Source organism: uncultured Aquimarina sp., assembly GCF_947500065.1.
Lineage (GTDB): Bacteria > Bacteroidota > Bacteroidia > Flavobacteriales > Flavobacteriaceae > Aquimarina.
Genome location: NZ_CANMQT010000001.1, coordinates 384,687 through 400,272, shown reverse-complemented (window position 1 = coordinate 400,272; position 15,586 = coordinate 384,687). Strand labels below are relative to the sequence as shown.

15 protein-coding genes are annotated in these 15,586 nt (G+C 33.1%); 8 read left to right on the top strand and 7 right to left on the bottom strand.

Annotated elements, in window-relative coordinates; genetic code table 11:
* Nucleotides 1-6 precede the first annotated feature (6 nt).
* The 7 genes from Q0975_RS01965 to clpX all read left to right on the top strand — a co-directional run bounded on the left by Q0975_RS01965 (nt 7) and on the right by clpX (nt 7,682).
* Nucleotides 7-774, top strand: a complete 768-nt coding sequence (locus tag Q0975_RS01965; protein ID WP_299432299.1) for an alpha/beta fold hydrolase — start codon at nt 7-9, stop codon at nt 772-774.
* 120 nt (nt 775-894) lie between these two features.
* Nucleotides 895-2,148, top strand: coding sequence for an outer membrane protein transport protein (locus Q0975_RS01960; protein WP_299432296.1), 1,254 nt, complete (start codon nt 895-897; stop codon nt 2,146-2,148).
* Between the two features lie 7 nt (nt 2,149-2,155).
* Entirely contained in the window at nt 2,156-3,715 is a 1,560-nt protein-coding gene (locus Q0975_RS01955; protein WP_299432293.1) for a G-D-S-L family lipolytic protein, read from the top strand.
* 101 nt (nt 3,716-3,816) lie between these two features.
* Complete coding sequence (locus Q0975_RS01950; RefSeq protein WP_299432290.1) at nt 3,817-4,164, top strand: phage holin family protein; 348 nt, start codon at nt 3,817-3,819, stop codon at nt 4,162-4,164.
* Nucleotides 4,165-4,250: 86 nt separating this feature from the next.
* On the top strand, nt 4,251-5,573 hold the full coding sequence (tig, locus tag Q0975_RS01945) for a trigger factor (RefSeq protein ID WP_299432287.1): 1,323 nt from the start codon (nt 4,251-4,253) through the stop codon (nt 5,571-5,573).
* Nucleotides 5,574-5,674: 101 nt separating this feature from the next.
* Nucleotides 5,675-6,349, top strand: a complete 675-nt coding sequence (gene clpP / locus Q0975_RS01940) for an ATP-dependent Clp endopeptidase proteolytic subunit ClpP (protein ID WP_299432284.1) — start codon at nt 5,675-5,677, stop codon at nt 6,347-6,349.
* Nucleotides 6,350-6,449: 100 nt separating this feature from the next.
* A complete protein-coding gene (clpX, locus tag Q0975_RS01935) occupies nt 6,450-7,682 on the top strand; it encodes an ATP-dependent Clp protease ATP-binding subunit ClpX (RefSeq protein WP_299432281.1) in 1,233 nt (410 codons plus the stop codon).
* Between the two features lie 161 nt (nt 7,683-7,843).
* Here the strand turns inward: clpX and Q0975_RS01930 are convergent, their stop codons facing one another.
* Entirely contained in the window at nt 7,844-8,173 is a 330-nt protein-coding gene (locus Q0975_RS01930; protein ID WP_299432278.1) for a hypothetical protein, read from the bottom strand.
* A 234-nt stretch (nt 8,174-8,407) separates the two neighbouring features.
* Nucleotides 8,408-9,943: a GH3 auxin-responsive promoter family protein gene (locus Q0975_RS01925; RefSeq protein ID WP_299432275.1), complete on the bottom strand. Its 1,536-nt coding sequence runs from the start codon at nt 9,941-9,943 to the stop codon at nt 8,408-8,410.
* 124 nt (nt 9,944-10,067) lie between these two features.
* Here Q0975_RS01925 and Q0975_RS01920 point away from each other — a divergent pair, with 124 nt between their 5' ends.
* Nucleotides 10,068-10,865 (top strand): DUF2797 domain-containing protein, encoded by a 798-nt coding sequence (locus tag Q0975_RS01920; protein ID WP_299432272.1) that lies wholly within the window; start codon nt 10,068-10,070, stop codon nt 10,863-10,865.
* Here the strand turns inward: Q0975_RS01920 and Q0975_RS01915 are convergent.
* The 5 genes from Q0975_RS01915 to Q0975_RS01895 all read right to left on the bottom strand — a co-directional run bounded on the left by Q0975_RS01915 (nt 10,858) and on the right by Q0975_RS01895 (nt 15,584).
* Entirely contained in the window at nt 10,858-12,312 is a 1,455-nt protein-coding gene (locus Q0975_RS01915; RefSeq protein ID WP_299432270.1) for an aspartate aminotransferase family protein, read from the bottom strand. The two genes, Q0975_RS01920 and Q0975_RS01915, sit on opposite strands and share 8 nt — an antisense overlap.
* Before the next feature lie 111 nt (nt 12,313-12,423).
* Nucleotides 12,424-13,554, bottom strand: coding sequence for a type II secretion system F family protein (locus Q0975_RS01910; RefSeq protein ID WP_299432268.1), 1,131 nt, complete (start codon nt 13,552-13,554; stop codon nt 12,424-12,426).
* Nucleotides 13,555-13,556: 2 nt separating this feature from the next.
* Complete coding sequence (locus Q0975_RS01905) at nt 13,557-14,021, bottom strand: prepilin-type N-terminal cleavage/methylation domain-containing protein (RefSeq protein WP_299432266.1); 465 nt, start codon at nt 14,019-14,021, stop codon at nt 13,557-13,559.
* Complete coding sequence (locus Q0975_RS01900; RefSeq protein ID WP_299432264.1) at nt 14,014-14,331, bottom strand: hypothetical protein; 318 nt, start codon at nt 14,329-14,331, stop codon at nt 14,014-14,016. The genes Q0975_RS01905 and Q0975_RS01900 overlap by 8 nt, the downstream gene beginning before the upstream one ends.
* Complete coding sequence (locus tag Q0975_RS01895; RefSeq protein ID WP_299432262.1) at nt 14,319-15,584, bottom strand: hypothetical protein; 1,266 nt, start codon at nt 15,582-15,584, stop codon at nt 14,319-14,321. Before Q0975_RS01895 ends, Q0975_RS01900 begins: the two co-directional genes overlap by 13 nt.
* Nucleotides 15,585-15,586: the final 2 nt, after the last annotated feature.

The window sequence follows — 15,586 nt, the reverse complement described above, 5'->3', positions numbered from 1 at the left end:
TGGAGAATGAAGTTATATGCTAATGTTTTTGGAGAAGGAACTCCATTTGTAATTCTACATGGTTTTCTTGGTATGGGTGATAATTGGAAAACGCTGGCTAAGAAAATTTCGGAAAATGGATATCAGATGCATTTGATAGATCAAAGAAACCATGGACGTAGTCCGCATAGCGAAGAGTTTGATTACAAACTTTTGGCATCTGATTTATTAAAATATTGTAATGATCATAAGCTAAAAGATATCATACTACTTGGTCATTCTATGGGTGGCAAGACAGCAATGTTTTTTGCTAACAACTACCCAGAAATTCTAAGTAAATTAATAGTTGCAGATATAGGGCCAAAATATTATCCATTACACCATCAAGATATTTTGGATGGATTAAGTTCTTTGGATTTTGAAATATTGAAAAGTAGAGGAGAGGTCGATAAAGCTTTGAGTTCTTATGTACAAGATATAGGAGTGCGAATGTTTTTGATGAAGAACCTATTCTGGAAGGAAAAAGGGAAGCTTGGATTACGTATGAATTTGGATAGTTTGATACAAAATTCTTCAGAAATTGGAGTTGAACTGCCTGAAGATTTTGTTTATAAAGGACGTACTCTTTTCCTTAAAGGACAAAAATCTAATTATATTGTAGAGGATGATGAATCTCGTATTAAAAGGCAATTTCCTCAATCACAAATAAACGAAATTTCAAATGCTGGGCATTGGTTGCATGCGGAAAATCCCACGGAATTTCTAGTATCTGTTATGAGATTTGTTAAAGTTTAAACAAAAAATGTTATGTATGCATAATATTTTAATGAATTAGTTGGATAATTGGTATTTTCTACTAAATTTGGTGCATTATTTTTTCAAAATCCTAAAAAACAAAAACAATTCTAATTTATTATGAAAAAACTACTATTATTAGTTCTATTCGCCTTAGTGACATTGGTCACTTATGCTGGTGGATATAGAGTTAGTGTGCAAGGACAGAGAGCTATGGCTATGGGTCATACAGGTGTTGCCGTGGTGAATAGCGCGGAGCTAGTATTCTTTAATCCAGCAGGTCTTGTGTACTTAGAGAATAAATTAAATATTAGTGCTGGTGTCAGTGGTATTTTTACTGATGTGATTTATCAAAATTCTGACCTTGGAATTTCTTCAGAAACTGATAATTCTGTAGGTACTCCTCTTAATTTATATGGTTCATATAAAGTGAACGATTGGTTAGCTATTGGTCTTGGTGTATATACACCTTATGGTAGTGAAGTAACTTGGCCGACTGATTGGGCTGGTTCTCATCTAGTAAACAATATCGACTTAGCAGCAATTTATATTCAGCCAGTTGTTTCTGTTAAACTTTCTGATCACTTTAGTATTGGTGGTGGTCCTATTTTTGTTACGGGTTCTGTTAATTTTAACCGTAATGCTAATCGAACGACTACTGATATAGATGGAAATCGTTCTAATATTACGGTAGATGATTCAGGAGTAAATAACTGGGGATGGAGTGTAAGTGCTATGTTTAATCCTACTGAAAATTTTAGGTTAGGGTTTAACTACCGAAGTGAAATTATTCTTGAGGCTGAAGGAGGAGAAGCAACTTTTTCTAATTTCCCTGTTACTACTGCACCAAATGCTCCACAGAATGGAACAACAACTTTTAGTGCAGAATTACCTTTGCCAGCAGAGTTGTCGATTGGTCTTTCTTATCAGTTTCATAAAAAGTGGCTGTTTGCTTTTGATTATAACAGACAATTCTGGGATGTATATGAATCTTTAGATTTGCAGTTTGGTAATGGAGCAACTTCTATTAATCCACGTAATTATAAAAATTCTTCTGCATATCGTTTCGGTTTACAGTATGATGCAACTTCTAAGATATCTTTAAGAGCAGGTTATTATATAGATGAATCTCCAGTTCAACCTGGGTTTTTTGCTCCAGAAACACCACGTAATGATTCACAAGGATTTACAGGTGGTTTAAGTTTTGCTATTACTCCTAAGTTAGCAATTGATGCTTCATTCTTTTACTTGAGATTTGAGGAGATTGATGAATCGTATGATTCTTATCAAGAAAACGGACAGGATGTGCCTTTTGGTGGAACCTATAAATCAAGCGCGTTTGCGCCAGGACTTGGTTTAACTTATAAATTATAATTTGAAGATGAAAAATAATATAAAATATTTAGCAATTCTGGCAATAGGGCTTGTAGCGTGTGAGCCGGAATTTGATAATCCAGTTGATGAAGCTGGTGTGTATACTAGTGGAGAAGCTGATTTCTCTAATTTTGTAGCAGTAGGAAATTCTTTAACAGCTGGTTTTGCAGATGGTGCCTTATATATAACTGGGCAAGAAAATTCATATCCTAATATATTATCTCAGCAGTTTGCATTAGTTGGAGGAGGAGAATTTACACAACCATTAATGTCTGATAATACAGGTGGTTTATTAATTCCTGGAGCAGATGCATTGTCTAATAGACTTGTATTGGTTTTTGATGAAAACGGAGTGCCAGTAGGACCTGTTGAATATACAGGAGCGCAGCCAACAACCGATGCTGCTAATAATATCAATACAGGAGATTCTTTTAATAATATGGGAGTTCCAGGTGCTAGAGTGTATCATTTAGGTTTTGAAGGGTATGGAGCTCTGAATCCTTACTTTGGTCGATTTGCTTCTTCTGCATCAGCAACAATTATTGGAGATGCTATTGCACAAGACCCTACTTTTTTTAGTCTTTGGATAGGGAATAATGATATTTTGGGATATGCAACTTCTGGTGGAGTAGGCGCTGATCATAATGAGACAGGTAATATTGATCCGTCTACATACTCTGTACAAGGTTTAGATATTACTAATAATAATGTTTTTGCTGGCGCATATAGTCAGTTAATAGCTGGTTTAACTAGTAATGGAGCTAAAGGAGTGGTGCTTAATTTACCTGATGTTACATCTTTACCTTTCTTTACTACGGTACCTAATAACGCATTAGTATTAGATGCTGCTACTGCAGGAAGTTTAACAGGATTTTTTCAAGCAGTGACGGGTATTGTGACAGCTCAGTTAGCAGGAGCGGGAGTTCCTATTGCAGATGCTCAGCAGATTGCATCGCAATATCTTATAGAATTTAACGAAGGGCCTAATTTATTTTTATTAAAAACAGAAGTTACTGCTACAAATCCTCTTGGATTTAGACAAATGACAGCGGATGAACTATTATTGCTTACAATCAATAGTGGTGCTTTAGCTCAAGGATATGGTTCTGTCGTGTTAACTCCAGAAGTACTTCAGGTACTAGGACTTCTTCAAGCAGGAGGAACACCAACTCCAGAACAAGGATTAACAGTAATCAATGCTATCAGTGCAATAGAAGATGGAGATGTGTTAGATTCAGCTGAGTTAGCTGCTGTTTCAACTGCTAGATCATCCTATAATTCAACGATTAAGGCGTTGGCTACCGCTAATGGTTTAGCATTTTATGATGTTGCACGTGATTTGGTTCAGGCAGCAAATGGAGGTATTCCATTTGATGGCGGAGTAATAACTTCAACGTTTGCAAGTGGTGGTGGATTCTCTTTAGATGGAGTGCATCCTACGCCTAGAGCACATGCTTTGGTAACTAATGGTATACTTGATGCGGTTAAAACTACATATGGAGTGATTTTGCCTTCTGTGAATCCTGGTGAGTACGGAACGGTAACTGTTAGTAATGAGGTTAATTAATTTTAATCACAAATAAAATATTAAAAACCTGCTAATTTTTTAGCAGGTTTTTTTATTGCGTTGTTTTTAGTTACTTTGATAATCAATCTAAACCATTACATATGAAATTCTTATTAAAAATGATTCTCAGTGCTATCGCTGTATTAGTACTGGCAGAAATTTTGCCTGGAGTAAGCGTTAACAGTTATGTGAGTGCGCTAATTGTCGCTGTACTTTTGGCAATCCTAAATGCTATTGTTAAACCTTTGTTAGTTATTTTAACGTTGCCCGTTACTATAGTGACCTTAGGGTTGTTTTTGTTAGTGATTAACGCAGCAATCATATTGATGGCGGATCATTTCGTGTCTGGCTTTAGTGTAAATGGTTGGTTGTGGGCATTAATATTTAGTGTTTTATTATCCGTGTTTCAATCTATATTATACTCTATTTTAAAAAAAGATAAAAGCTAACTGTTTTTCAGGAAGTTAAAACTTTGTCGAATTGTAAAAAAGTATTACTTTTGCAACCCGATTTTTAGTACAAAAAAGTAGAGATAATGAATATTTCAAAAGAGCAATTAGACGATTTAAATGCTGTAGTAACAGTAGATATTGCAAAAGCAGATTATAGCGATAAGGTAGAAGACATTCTTAAAGATTATCGTAAGAACGCCAATATTCCTGGTTTTAGAAAAGGTCACGTTCCTATGGGATTGGTGAAAAAGCAGTATGGAAAAGCGGTTTTAGTAGATGAAGTAAATAAATTGCTACAAGATGCTCTTAATAAGTATCTGACAGAAGAGAAATTAGATGTTTTAGGTAATCCGTTGCCTAAGGAGCAAGACAACTTCAATTGGGATGCTGATGATTACTCTTTTGAATTCGAATTAGGTTTAGCGCCAAAATTTGAAGTGAAACTTAATGGTAAAAAAGCAATCACTCATTATACTATTGTTGCTACGGATGAAATGATTGATAATCAAATCACAACTATCCAGAAACAATATGGTAAGTTAGTGCCAAAAGAAACTGCAGAAAAGGATGATCTGATTAATGGTACTTTTGTGAATGAAGAAAAAGAAATAGAGAATCAAGCAACTATTTCTTTAGATAAAATAAAAGGAAAGAGAAACTTAGATAAGTTTATTGGATCTAAAGTTGGAGATGTTCTAACATTAAAAACAAAAGGATTGTTTTCTGATGATCATGATTTGATAAATGCTCTTAAGGTTAGTCAGGAAGATGCTCAGGGTCTTGATATTGAAGTGACGTTTACTATTTCTGAAATTAATAATCAGGAATTAGCGGATCTGGATCAAGATTTATTTGATAAACTATATGGTAAAGATGGTGTGAAAACAGTTTCTGAACTTAAAGAAAAAATCAAAGAAGATGCAGCTCGTCAATTTGTGCAGCAATCGGATCAACAGTTGCTTAATGATGTAACGGAGAGTGTTCTTGAAAATACTAAATTTGATTTACCATCAGAGTTTTTACAAAAATGGATTCAGGCTACGGGTGAGCAACCTTTAACTGAAGATCAAGCCAAAGATGAGTATGAGAAGAGCGAGAAAGGTTTACGCTTTCAATTAATTGAAGGGAAAATAATCAATGATAATAACCTTCAGGTTACTTTTGAAGAACTAAAAGAATTTGCTAAGGATTTGATAAAAGGACAAATGGCACAGTTTGGTCAGATGTCACCAGAAGATAAAGAGCTAGAAGATATAGCTGCCAGAATTTTATCTAATCAGGATGAGGTGAAAAGAATTTCTGAACAACTAATGAGTCAGAAATTGCTTGCTTACTATAAGGAGAATGTTAAATTGAAAGAAAAAGAAGTGAGTTTTGATGATTTTGTAAAAGAAGTTTACAAATAATCAACATAAACTAATAAGGAATTTATACTTATATTTAGGGCGTTAAACCAAGTTTTGGTTAACGCCTTTTTTATAAAAATAAAATTTCAGAAAAAGAACATATGAATTACGGAAAAGAATTCGAAAAATACGCTACACAGCATCACGGTATTAATAGTAACTACTATGATAAAATTATTAGTAGTATGTACCCAACAGGGATGACTCCTAATATTATAGAAGAACGTCAAATGAATGTGGCTATTTTTGATGTATTCTCACGCTTGATGATGGACCGTATTATCTTTTTAGGTACAGGTATTAATGATCAAGTAGCGAATATTATACAAGCGCAACTTTTGTTTTTAGAGAGTGTAGATTCTTCAAAAGATATACAGATTTATATAAATTCCCCTGGTGGTAGTGTATATGCAGGTTTAGGAATTTATGATACGATGCAATTTATTAAGCCAAATGTAGCAACTATTTGTACAGGAATGGCGGCGTCTATGGGAGCTGTATTATTATGTGCTGGTGAAAAAGGAAAACGTTCAGGTTTACCACACAGTAGAGTAATGATTCACCAACCACTTGGAGGAGCGCAAGGACAAGCTAGTGATATTGAGATTACTGCTCGTGAAATCTTAATATTAAAAGAAGAATTATATAATATTATAGCAAAACATTCTGGACAGACATACGATAAAGTATACCAAGATAGTGATAGAGATTATTGGATGAAATCTGATAAAGCTCTTGAGTATGGAATGATTGATGAAATATTGACAAGAGAATAATTTATAGTAAAGTAGTAATATAGCAAATAGTAAATTTGCACCCTAGAAATATGAGTCTATTGGTGATATTGGGATAGACAAGTTTTTGAAATAGTTAATTATGCCGAAAGAAGATTTAGAATGCTCGTTTTGTGGAAGAAAGAAACCAGAAACCAATTTATTAATTGCCGGTTTAGATGCTCATATATGTGATCGTTGTATAGTTCAAGCTCATGGAATTGTTGTAGAAGAGGCCAAAGATGAAGAAACAGGAGAATTAAGTTCTGAATTGATGCTTCGTAAGCCTATGGCTATTAAGAAATTTCTAGACGAATATGTAATCGGACAGGAATTTACTAAGAAAGTAATGTCTGTTGCCGTATATAATCACTATAAACGATTATTGCAACCAACTACTGATGATGATATAGAGATCCAAAAGAGTAATATCATTATGGTCGGTCAGACAGGTACTGGTAAAACTTTAATAGCAAAGACTATCGCCAAAATGCTGAATGTGCCTTTAGCTATAGTGGATGCTACGGTTCTTACAGAAGCAGGATATGTTGGAGAGGATGTAGAGAGTATTCTTACACGTTTATTACAAGCAGCGGATTATAATCTAGAAAAAGCTCAGAGAGGTATCGTATTTATTGATGAGATTGATAAAATTGCTCGGAAAAGTGATAACCCAAGTATTACAAGAGATGTTTCTGGAGAAGGAGTGCAACAAGCTTTGCTTAAGCTATTAGAAGGAACTGTAGTGAATGTTCCGCCAAAAGGAGGACGAAAGCATCCAGATCAAAAATTTATTGAAGTAGATACAGAGAATATTCTTTTTATCGCTGGAGGAGCTTTTGATGGTATCGAAAATGCAATTCAGAAGCGTCTGAATATGCAGGCAATGGGATTTAGTGCATCTAAATCTGAAGATATTATAGAAAAGGATAACTTATTACAATACATTATCCCTAAAGATTTAAAAGATTTTGGGCTAATCCCAGAAATAATTGGTCGTCTTCCTGTATTATCACATATGAATCCATTAGATAATCATACACTTAGAGCTATTTTGACTGAGCCTAAAAATGCTATTATAAAGCAGTATAAGAAGCTTTTCGAAATGGATAATATCGACTTTACAATTACTTCAGGAGCGTTGGATTACATCGTAGAAAGAGCTGTAGAGTATAAGTTAGGAGCAAGAGGATTACGTTCTTTATGTGAAGCAATTCTAACGGATGCAATGTATGAATTGCCAGAGAGTGAAGAAACAGAATTAAGGGTGTCTAAGGACTATGTAGAAAAGAAATTGAACAAGTCTACAATAAAAAAATTGAAAGCAGTTTCCTAAAGGTATTGATCTTTTAGAGATAGATATTTTAATAGAAGAACAAATAATAAAAAGCTCCTTAAGTTCTAAGATTTAAGGAGCTTTTGTATATAAAAAACTATCGCCTTCATAAACAATGGAGGCGATAGTTTTTTAATTCAAAATAATTAGTTAGTTGAATATTAATCTTCTTCAGAATATAGTATTTCATCTCTTTTTTTAGAAATGATTTCTTCTGTGTTCTTTATAACAAGATCCGTACTGTTCTTAAGATTTATTTTAAATCCATTTTTAGCAATTAACACTTCATAAAAGGCAACCTTAGAAGTTTCACTATAACAAACCTTATCAATATGTACAGTGTTGCTTTTAGTATTTGATAATGATATAGCGGATTTAGTAATAGCAACATTTTCTTTAGTCTGATTGTTGTTTGAAGTGATATCTGTTTCTTGTGCATTCATAGCTATAGAAAAAGAAATAAAAATAAGACTAAGTAAAAGATTTTTCATATTTGGGACCTTTTGAAAATTGTAACTTACTGGTATCAAATTTAATACGAAAAGAGGGCGTGAAAAAGATATTTATGGTTTTTTAGATCAATCGGTTTTTTTAATCGATGAAATACTCATTTTTTGCTTAAAAAAACAATTTCTTACGCAGTTTTTTTACGTAAAAACCGTAATTCAAATTATCGATTTAGGGAATTTTCCTTGTATTTACTTTAGGGTTTTATCCTTTTGAAGTTACTTAAATGTAAAGGAATTTATTTTGTTCAACTCGATCAATTCATCAAGATATTTTCTGGAGTTTGAGAGTCTGGGTATTTTGTGTTGACCACCTAGTTTATCATTTTTTTTCAGCCAATCATAAAATAAATGAGGCCTGGCATCATTTATAACTAGCGTATTTAGCGTGGTGTTATTATGTCTTTTTGCTTCATAATCACTATTGATATTCTGAAGATTTTGATCCAGAATGTGAGCAAAACGATCAAGATCTTTAGGGTGTTTTTTGAACTCAATCATCCACTCATGAGCCCCTTTTTCTCTGTCCTTCATAAAAATAGGAGCAGCCGTATAATCTACAATTTCGCTATTGGTTTCTCTAGTAGTTTTCTTCAATGCTTCTTCAGCATTTTCGATAATTAGTTCTTCACCAAATGCATTAATATGATGTTTAGTTCTTCCTGATACTTTTATTCTGTATGGATTAATAGAAGTAAATCGAACAGTGTCACCAATTTTGTATCGCCATAAGCCTGCATTGGTAGTAATGATTACTGCATAGTTTTTATTAACTTCTACTTCACTTAGTGGAATAACCTTTTGATGGGTTGATCCATACGTATCCATAGGTATAAATTCATAAAAAATACCATAATCAAGCATCAGTAACAATTCTGAAGATTCATTCTGATCTTGTATCGCAAAAAAGCCTTCAGAAGCATTATAAATTTCATAATACCTAAAAGAATTACTTGGTAGGATTTTTTTGTATTGATCTATATATGGTTCAAAACTTACTCCTCCGTGAAAATATACTTCAATATTATTCCATATTTCAAAAAGATGTTCTTGCCCTGTTGTTTCGAGCACTTGATTTAATAAAACGAGCATCCATGAAGGTACACCGGCAAGACTGGTTACATTTTCCTGAATGGTTTCGTGTACAATGGCCATCATCTTTGTTTCCCAATCACTCATCAAAGAAACTTCATTACTAGGGGTAGAACTATATTCCGCCCAAAAAGGCATATTATCTATAATTATAGCGGATAGATCACCAAACGAGGTGCCATTTTCCTTATATAACTCTTTGCTTCCTCCTAAGCGTAGACTTTTCCCTGTGAAGAGTTTAGAATTCTCATTATTGTTGAGGTACATACATAAAAGATCTTTTCCTGCAGCATAATGACAGTCTTCCAAAGATTCCTGGCTAACAGGGATAAATTTGCTTTTAGCATTAGTAGTACCACTGGATTTTGCAAACCACTTAATAGGAGTTGGCCAATAAATATTGTGCTCTCCAAGGCGACTACGCTCTATCATTTCTTCATAATCCTCGTATGATCGTATTGGAATACGCTCTTTAAAAGTTTCATAATTATGTATGGATGAAAAATCGTACATCCTTCCAAGCTCAGTATTCTTGGCAGTTTCTAATAAAACGTGTAATAACTCTAGCTGTACCTCATTGGGGTATTTAAGAAAAAGCTCCATCTGATGAAAACGCTTTTTTAGAAACCAGCTAGCAATAGAATTGACTAAAGGAATTGGCATTTTTTGATGTATCTTTAGGCCGTAATTAGCATTAATATGATTGTGTGATTGACTTTCATCGGAAACTAAAATAATAAAAATAATAACATTCTTTTTATAGATTTAACTTATAACTGAACTTTTTATGCAATATCAGGGAGTACTAACCAAAATGCAGACCGAAATAGGGAGTCCAATCCAGTATTATTTGGTGTTTGAGTCTGATTTTATTCATGTGAATCAATTATTAAATAAAACATTAAGTATAAAATTTGTAGGATATCAATGTTTAGCTTGTGGTGAGAATAAAAAAATATATAGACAAGGATATTGTTATGATGATTTTTATAATCAACCTCAGGTAGGTGATTGGGTGATGCGCCCAGAATTAAGCAAAGCGCATTTAGATATAGAGGATAGAGATTTGGATTTTGAAAAGAAAGCACAGCTTCAACCACATATTGTATATCTCGCTAACTCTAGTAATATTAAAGTGGGTGTAACCAGAAAATCACAAGTACCTACCAGGTGGATTGATCAAGGAGCTCATGAAGCTATAGAAATTGTAGAAGTACCAAATAGATATCTGGCAGGTATCACTGAAGTTGCTTTAAAAGATCATGTTGCGGATAAAACGAATTGGAGAAAAATGCTCAAAAATGAAATCGAAGATCAGGATTTGACTGAGTATCGTGAAAAACTTAAAGAGTTTATTCCTAATGAGGTGAAAGATTATTTTATCGAAAACAATAAAGAAACCGAACTTGATTTTCCAGTATTAGCGTATCCAAATAAACTAAAAAGTCTAAATCTGGAAAAAACACCAGAGTATTCTGGTGTTTTAAAAGGTATCAAAGGTCAATATCTAATTTTTGAAGATGATACTGTTTTTAATGTTAGAAATAATGAAGGATACGTGGTTCAGTTAACTATGTCTAATTAGCACTTTTTAATTCTAATAACTCATTTCCATATAACTCACATTGCGCTATTGTTTCTGTGATATGATCCATAGTAGTTCTAGGATTGATTAAGCACATTCTTAATACAACCTGTCCTAAAAGTACCGTGGTTACTAATAATGCTTCTCCAGAATTCATGATTTTTTCAGAGATTTCCTGATTGACGGTGTCAATCTCTTTTTCGGATAAATTTTTATCAATTGGGTGATATCTAAAATTTATTACTGCTAAGGTTGCTGGAGAAATGACTTCCCATTGAGGGCTTTTTCTTAGTATACCTTCTGTTTGTTGCGCTAATTCTATATTGTATTGAATAGCTTTTCTAAAAGACGCTAACCCAAATGTTTTTAATGACATATAAAATTTTAATGCTCGAAAACGACGAGTTAATTGAATACCGTGATCATAAAAATTGATTTCGGATTCATTGCCTTCTACATCCCTAAGATATTCCGGTTTTTCGCTAAAAGTTCCGCTAAGCCAATTATGATTTTTAACTAATAAACATCCCATTTCATAAGGTTGAAAAAACCATTTATGTGGATCTACTGTTAAAGAATCTGCTTTTTCAATACCTTTTAATAAGTCTTTACCATTGTCGGCAAGTATTGCCGCACCTCCATAAGCTCCATCTATATGGAACCATAAGTTTTCTTCCTTACATATTTTTGCTATTTCATCCAGTGGATCTACGGTCCCGGTATTGGTAGTTCCGGCAGAAGCGATCATACAAAAAGGTTCTAAGCCTTGAAGACGATCCTTAGCTACTGCATTTTTTAATTTGTTTAATGATATTTTGAATTCTAGATCAGTAGGTATAATTCTTATTTGACTCTTCTTAAAGCCTATAACTTTGATAGCTTTTATATTTGAAGAATGTGCTTGATCAGATAAGTAAATTACAGCTTTAGAGAAATCATCTCCACATTTGATTCTTCTAGCGGTAACCAGCGCTGTTAGATTAGCCATAGATCCACCACTGGTAAAAATACCTCCACCTTCTTTTGTACCAAAACCAAAAATCTCTAATAACCAATTCATGGTTAGAATTTCTAATTCTGCCGCTGCTGGGGATGCAGCCCAACCGCCAGAGAAAATATTAAAGCCTGTGGCAATTGTATCAGCCATTGCACTGATGTAATTGCTTGGGCCTGGAACAAAGGAAAATGATTTTGGGTGTGATACAATTGTACTTTGAGGAATGACTTTTTCCATCACAAAATCAAGAACTTCATTAGCTGGAGTTGGTTGATTTGGTATACCTTCTGTTAAAAGAGAATCCATTTCTTCTCGAGTAGCTATTGCTACTGGCTTTTTGGAATCTTGAGTTTCAAAATGTTCTACAATATGATCTATAATAGTATAGCCATATTGTTTCATGTCATCTTTGGATAGCTCTAATTTAGCGTTGAGGTCGTCTTTTTTCATGATATCTTTTTTACCTACTTTATGGGCGAATGTATTATGTTTTTGGGAGTATCTACTTGTATAATTTGATAAAAAATAAGTATTCTCTTATTTACAGAGATTACGACGATTTTATCCAATTACACTACTAAGTCTAAACATCGGTAAATACATAGCTATTAGGATTACTCCCACTATGATTCCAACCATAATGGTTAGTAAGGGATTTAATACATTAGAAATGACTTGTGATTGGTGTTTTACCTGCTGATTGTACTGCTCATTTAATTTCTGAAAAATGAATTCGGTTTGATTGGTTTCTTCTGCTACTCTAATCATAGCAATTAGTTTTTTGTCAAAAATTGGACTTTTTGCAAAAGAAGCACTTAGTTTATCTCCAGCAATTACGGCTTGATTGGTTCTTTGTAAACCTTCCTGTAAGGGGTGAAAGTTGATCATATTCTTTACTAAATCAATACTATCTACCATAGGAACTTTTGCATAAGTCAATAGCGAAAGAGCTTGTGTAAATTGCGCCATATATATTTTTCTGAAGTAGTTTCCGAGAATAGGAATTTTAAGCTGAAAATTGCCTAAAAATTTGCGATACCATTTCTTTTTAGAAACAAAAGTAACAGACAGAATTCCAATAGCGATACAAATTAGGATCAATAATCCGTTTTCGCCTGTAAATTCAGAAAAATTGATAATCGCTTTAGTAACAGCAGGTAGTTCTACATTGTTTTGTTTAAAAATATCTACGAACATAGGAACTACATATCTAAGCATAAAGAAAATAACAATTAAAGCCGTAAACAGTACTATAATTGGATAGGTGAGGGCAGAAACGATTTCTCTTTTTAGATCATTCTTTCTCTTATAAAAATCACTAAGTTCTAAGGTGATCTGAGCTAATTGTCCTGTTTGTTCTCCAATTCTTATTGCATAGTATTCGTAATCTGTAAAGTTTTTATCTTTTTTCAGGATTTCAGACAAGGAATTACCATCAATTAGTTGTGATAACATCTTAGTCATTAGCTTTTGATCTTTTTCTTTTTTCTGTGTTTCGGATAATAATTCCAAACCACTTTTTAGATCAATTCCTGATTTTAATAAGACACTGAGTTCCGCATACCACTGTTCTTTCTTTTTGCTATTAAAAGAGTTTCCAAACAATGTAATCTCCTTGGTTAAAATCTCGGAAATGTCAAAAGAGGTATCCTTTTGTTTTTGCTTGCTAGTATTTTCGATTTTTATTCCCATATTCAGAAATGAATTGTTGGATCATTATGTTTATAAACAAAAATACGATGCAAATCTGTAGTATTGTTAAATGTAAGTTTGATGGCATCAATATTTCCAGCACTCACTTCTTCTCCTTCAAAATAGTAAGATATTTTTTTTGTTTTTAATGTAAAAGAATCAATATCATTGGTGATGCTATCCGAACTGAAGGTATACATTCTCTTTTGAATTGGCGAAGAAAGTATGAGCGTATTGTCTTTTGGATTCCATTGTGCCACTGGATATCTATTAAAGTCGATGGTTAATGCAACTTCTAGAGATTGAATTTTAGATTGATAGTCATAATTATTTTCTATGCTTCTCATATTGTTTTGCACGATTCCCAGAACAGTAAATGCTAATCCTACTACAATAGCAGAAATAACAATAACTACCATCATTTCTGTTAACGTAAATGCTTTTATTTTATGGGTAATCTTATTCATTGGCTATCAATTGTTTTTCCTTACTGATGCCACTTTGACTATATACTATCATTGTTTTCTCATTTTTAGAAATAATTTCTATTTCCCAGGTGCTAAAATCTTCTGTATATGGTAATTTTAGTTTATCATGAATAACCAAATATTCTAATTCCTTAATCCTATTTTCTATACTGCTTTGATCTCTTTTAACATGATTGGTGAATATGTTATTAAAACTTAAACTAGCAATCATAAATACAATGATGATCAATACCGAAGCGGTTAAGGTTTCGATCAATGTAGCGGCTTTTATTTTTTTTAGTATAACCATTTTGCTACATCTTTTTTTGAATTCTTAAATGGTAATCCAGCATAGCCAGGAATAGGATTTAGTAGTACTTTACCATTGTATAAGTGGTTAAGATATACAGAACCGGATTGATTTGCAATGAATTGACGGGTGTATAATGATCCTTTTACGGTTCCTAGAAATTCGATACTACCCTGACAATAAATCTCTCCAATGATTTGCGCATTAGTTGCTACTTTTAAATGTGTTTTGATTCGATTCTGTACTTCTTGTTTTTTCTTTAAGTAAACTACAGAACCTTCAATAATAGTGTTTTCATCGATAGTGAAATTTAGAATTTTATTATTGGAAGCATTGCCTTGATTCGTATTGACAGTGATGTTTTTATCTAAAAGTGTTACCGAAGATGGGTAGGAGAGATGGCATCCTTTTCCTATTTCAATTTTTTTGGTCGCAATTAATTGAAACCTACCTTTTACATTATTCTGAACTATAATTGTTGGAGCAATCAGAAGAACGTCTGTTAATTGTGAAGCTACAGTGACGCTAATTTTTGATGCTGATTGAATGATAACGTTTCCAGATATTTTTTCATCCCCAAGAATAATAGGGTCAGTATTATAAATGATTTTAGGAGGGTTGTAAAACGAGTTTTCAATCTCTTTTTCTAGAGGCACGATACGATCTTCCTCAATAGATTGTCCTTTGGTAAGTAATTCTATATATGAAAACCATGCAGCGTCTAACTCAGGGATCGTTTCTTTGCTTTCTATGGTACGGCCATAATAAAGACTGGATCCCTGATAATAGTTTCCAGAGATATTACCTGCTTTTATACCTTGTTTTGGGAGATAACTATTCCCTTCTAATCGAGTATTACCAACAACTACTAATGGCGAATTTTTATTAGCTAAGTATAGGTTTGGTGTTTTTGGATCTAATGCCGTTCCTGAAAAAGCAGCTTTACTGATTTTTCTGTTATTAACAATAACCTCAGAAATTGTTTTGATCCAGGTTCCGTGATAGTTAGCTGCTAATTTTAATGTCTTAGAATCAATAGCAGTACTTACGGTATCCTCAGAAATAATAGTATTTTTTAGAGATTCGAATAATTGATGATTGGCTAATTCTGTAGCTCCAATTAGTTCTTGAGATTTAATTCTAAAAAATGATTGTACATGAGTTAGTAATAAGAAAGCGCTAAGTAGTATTGCAATAATTACTGAAATCAGTAGCGCAAATTGCAGGGCTTGTGCTTTTATTTTGTAGAGCATCT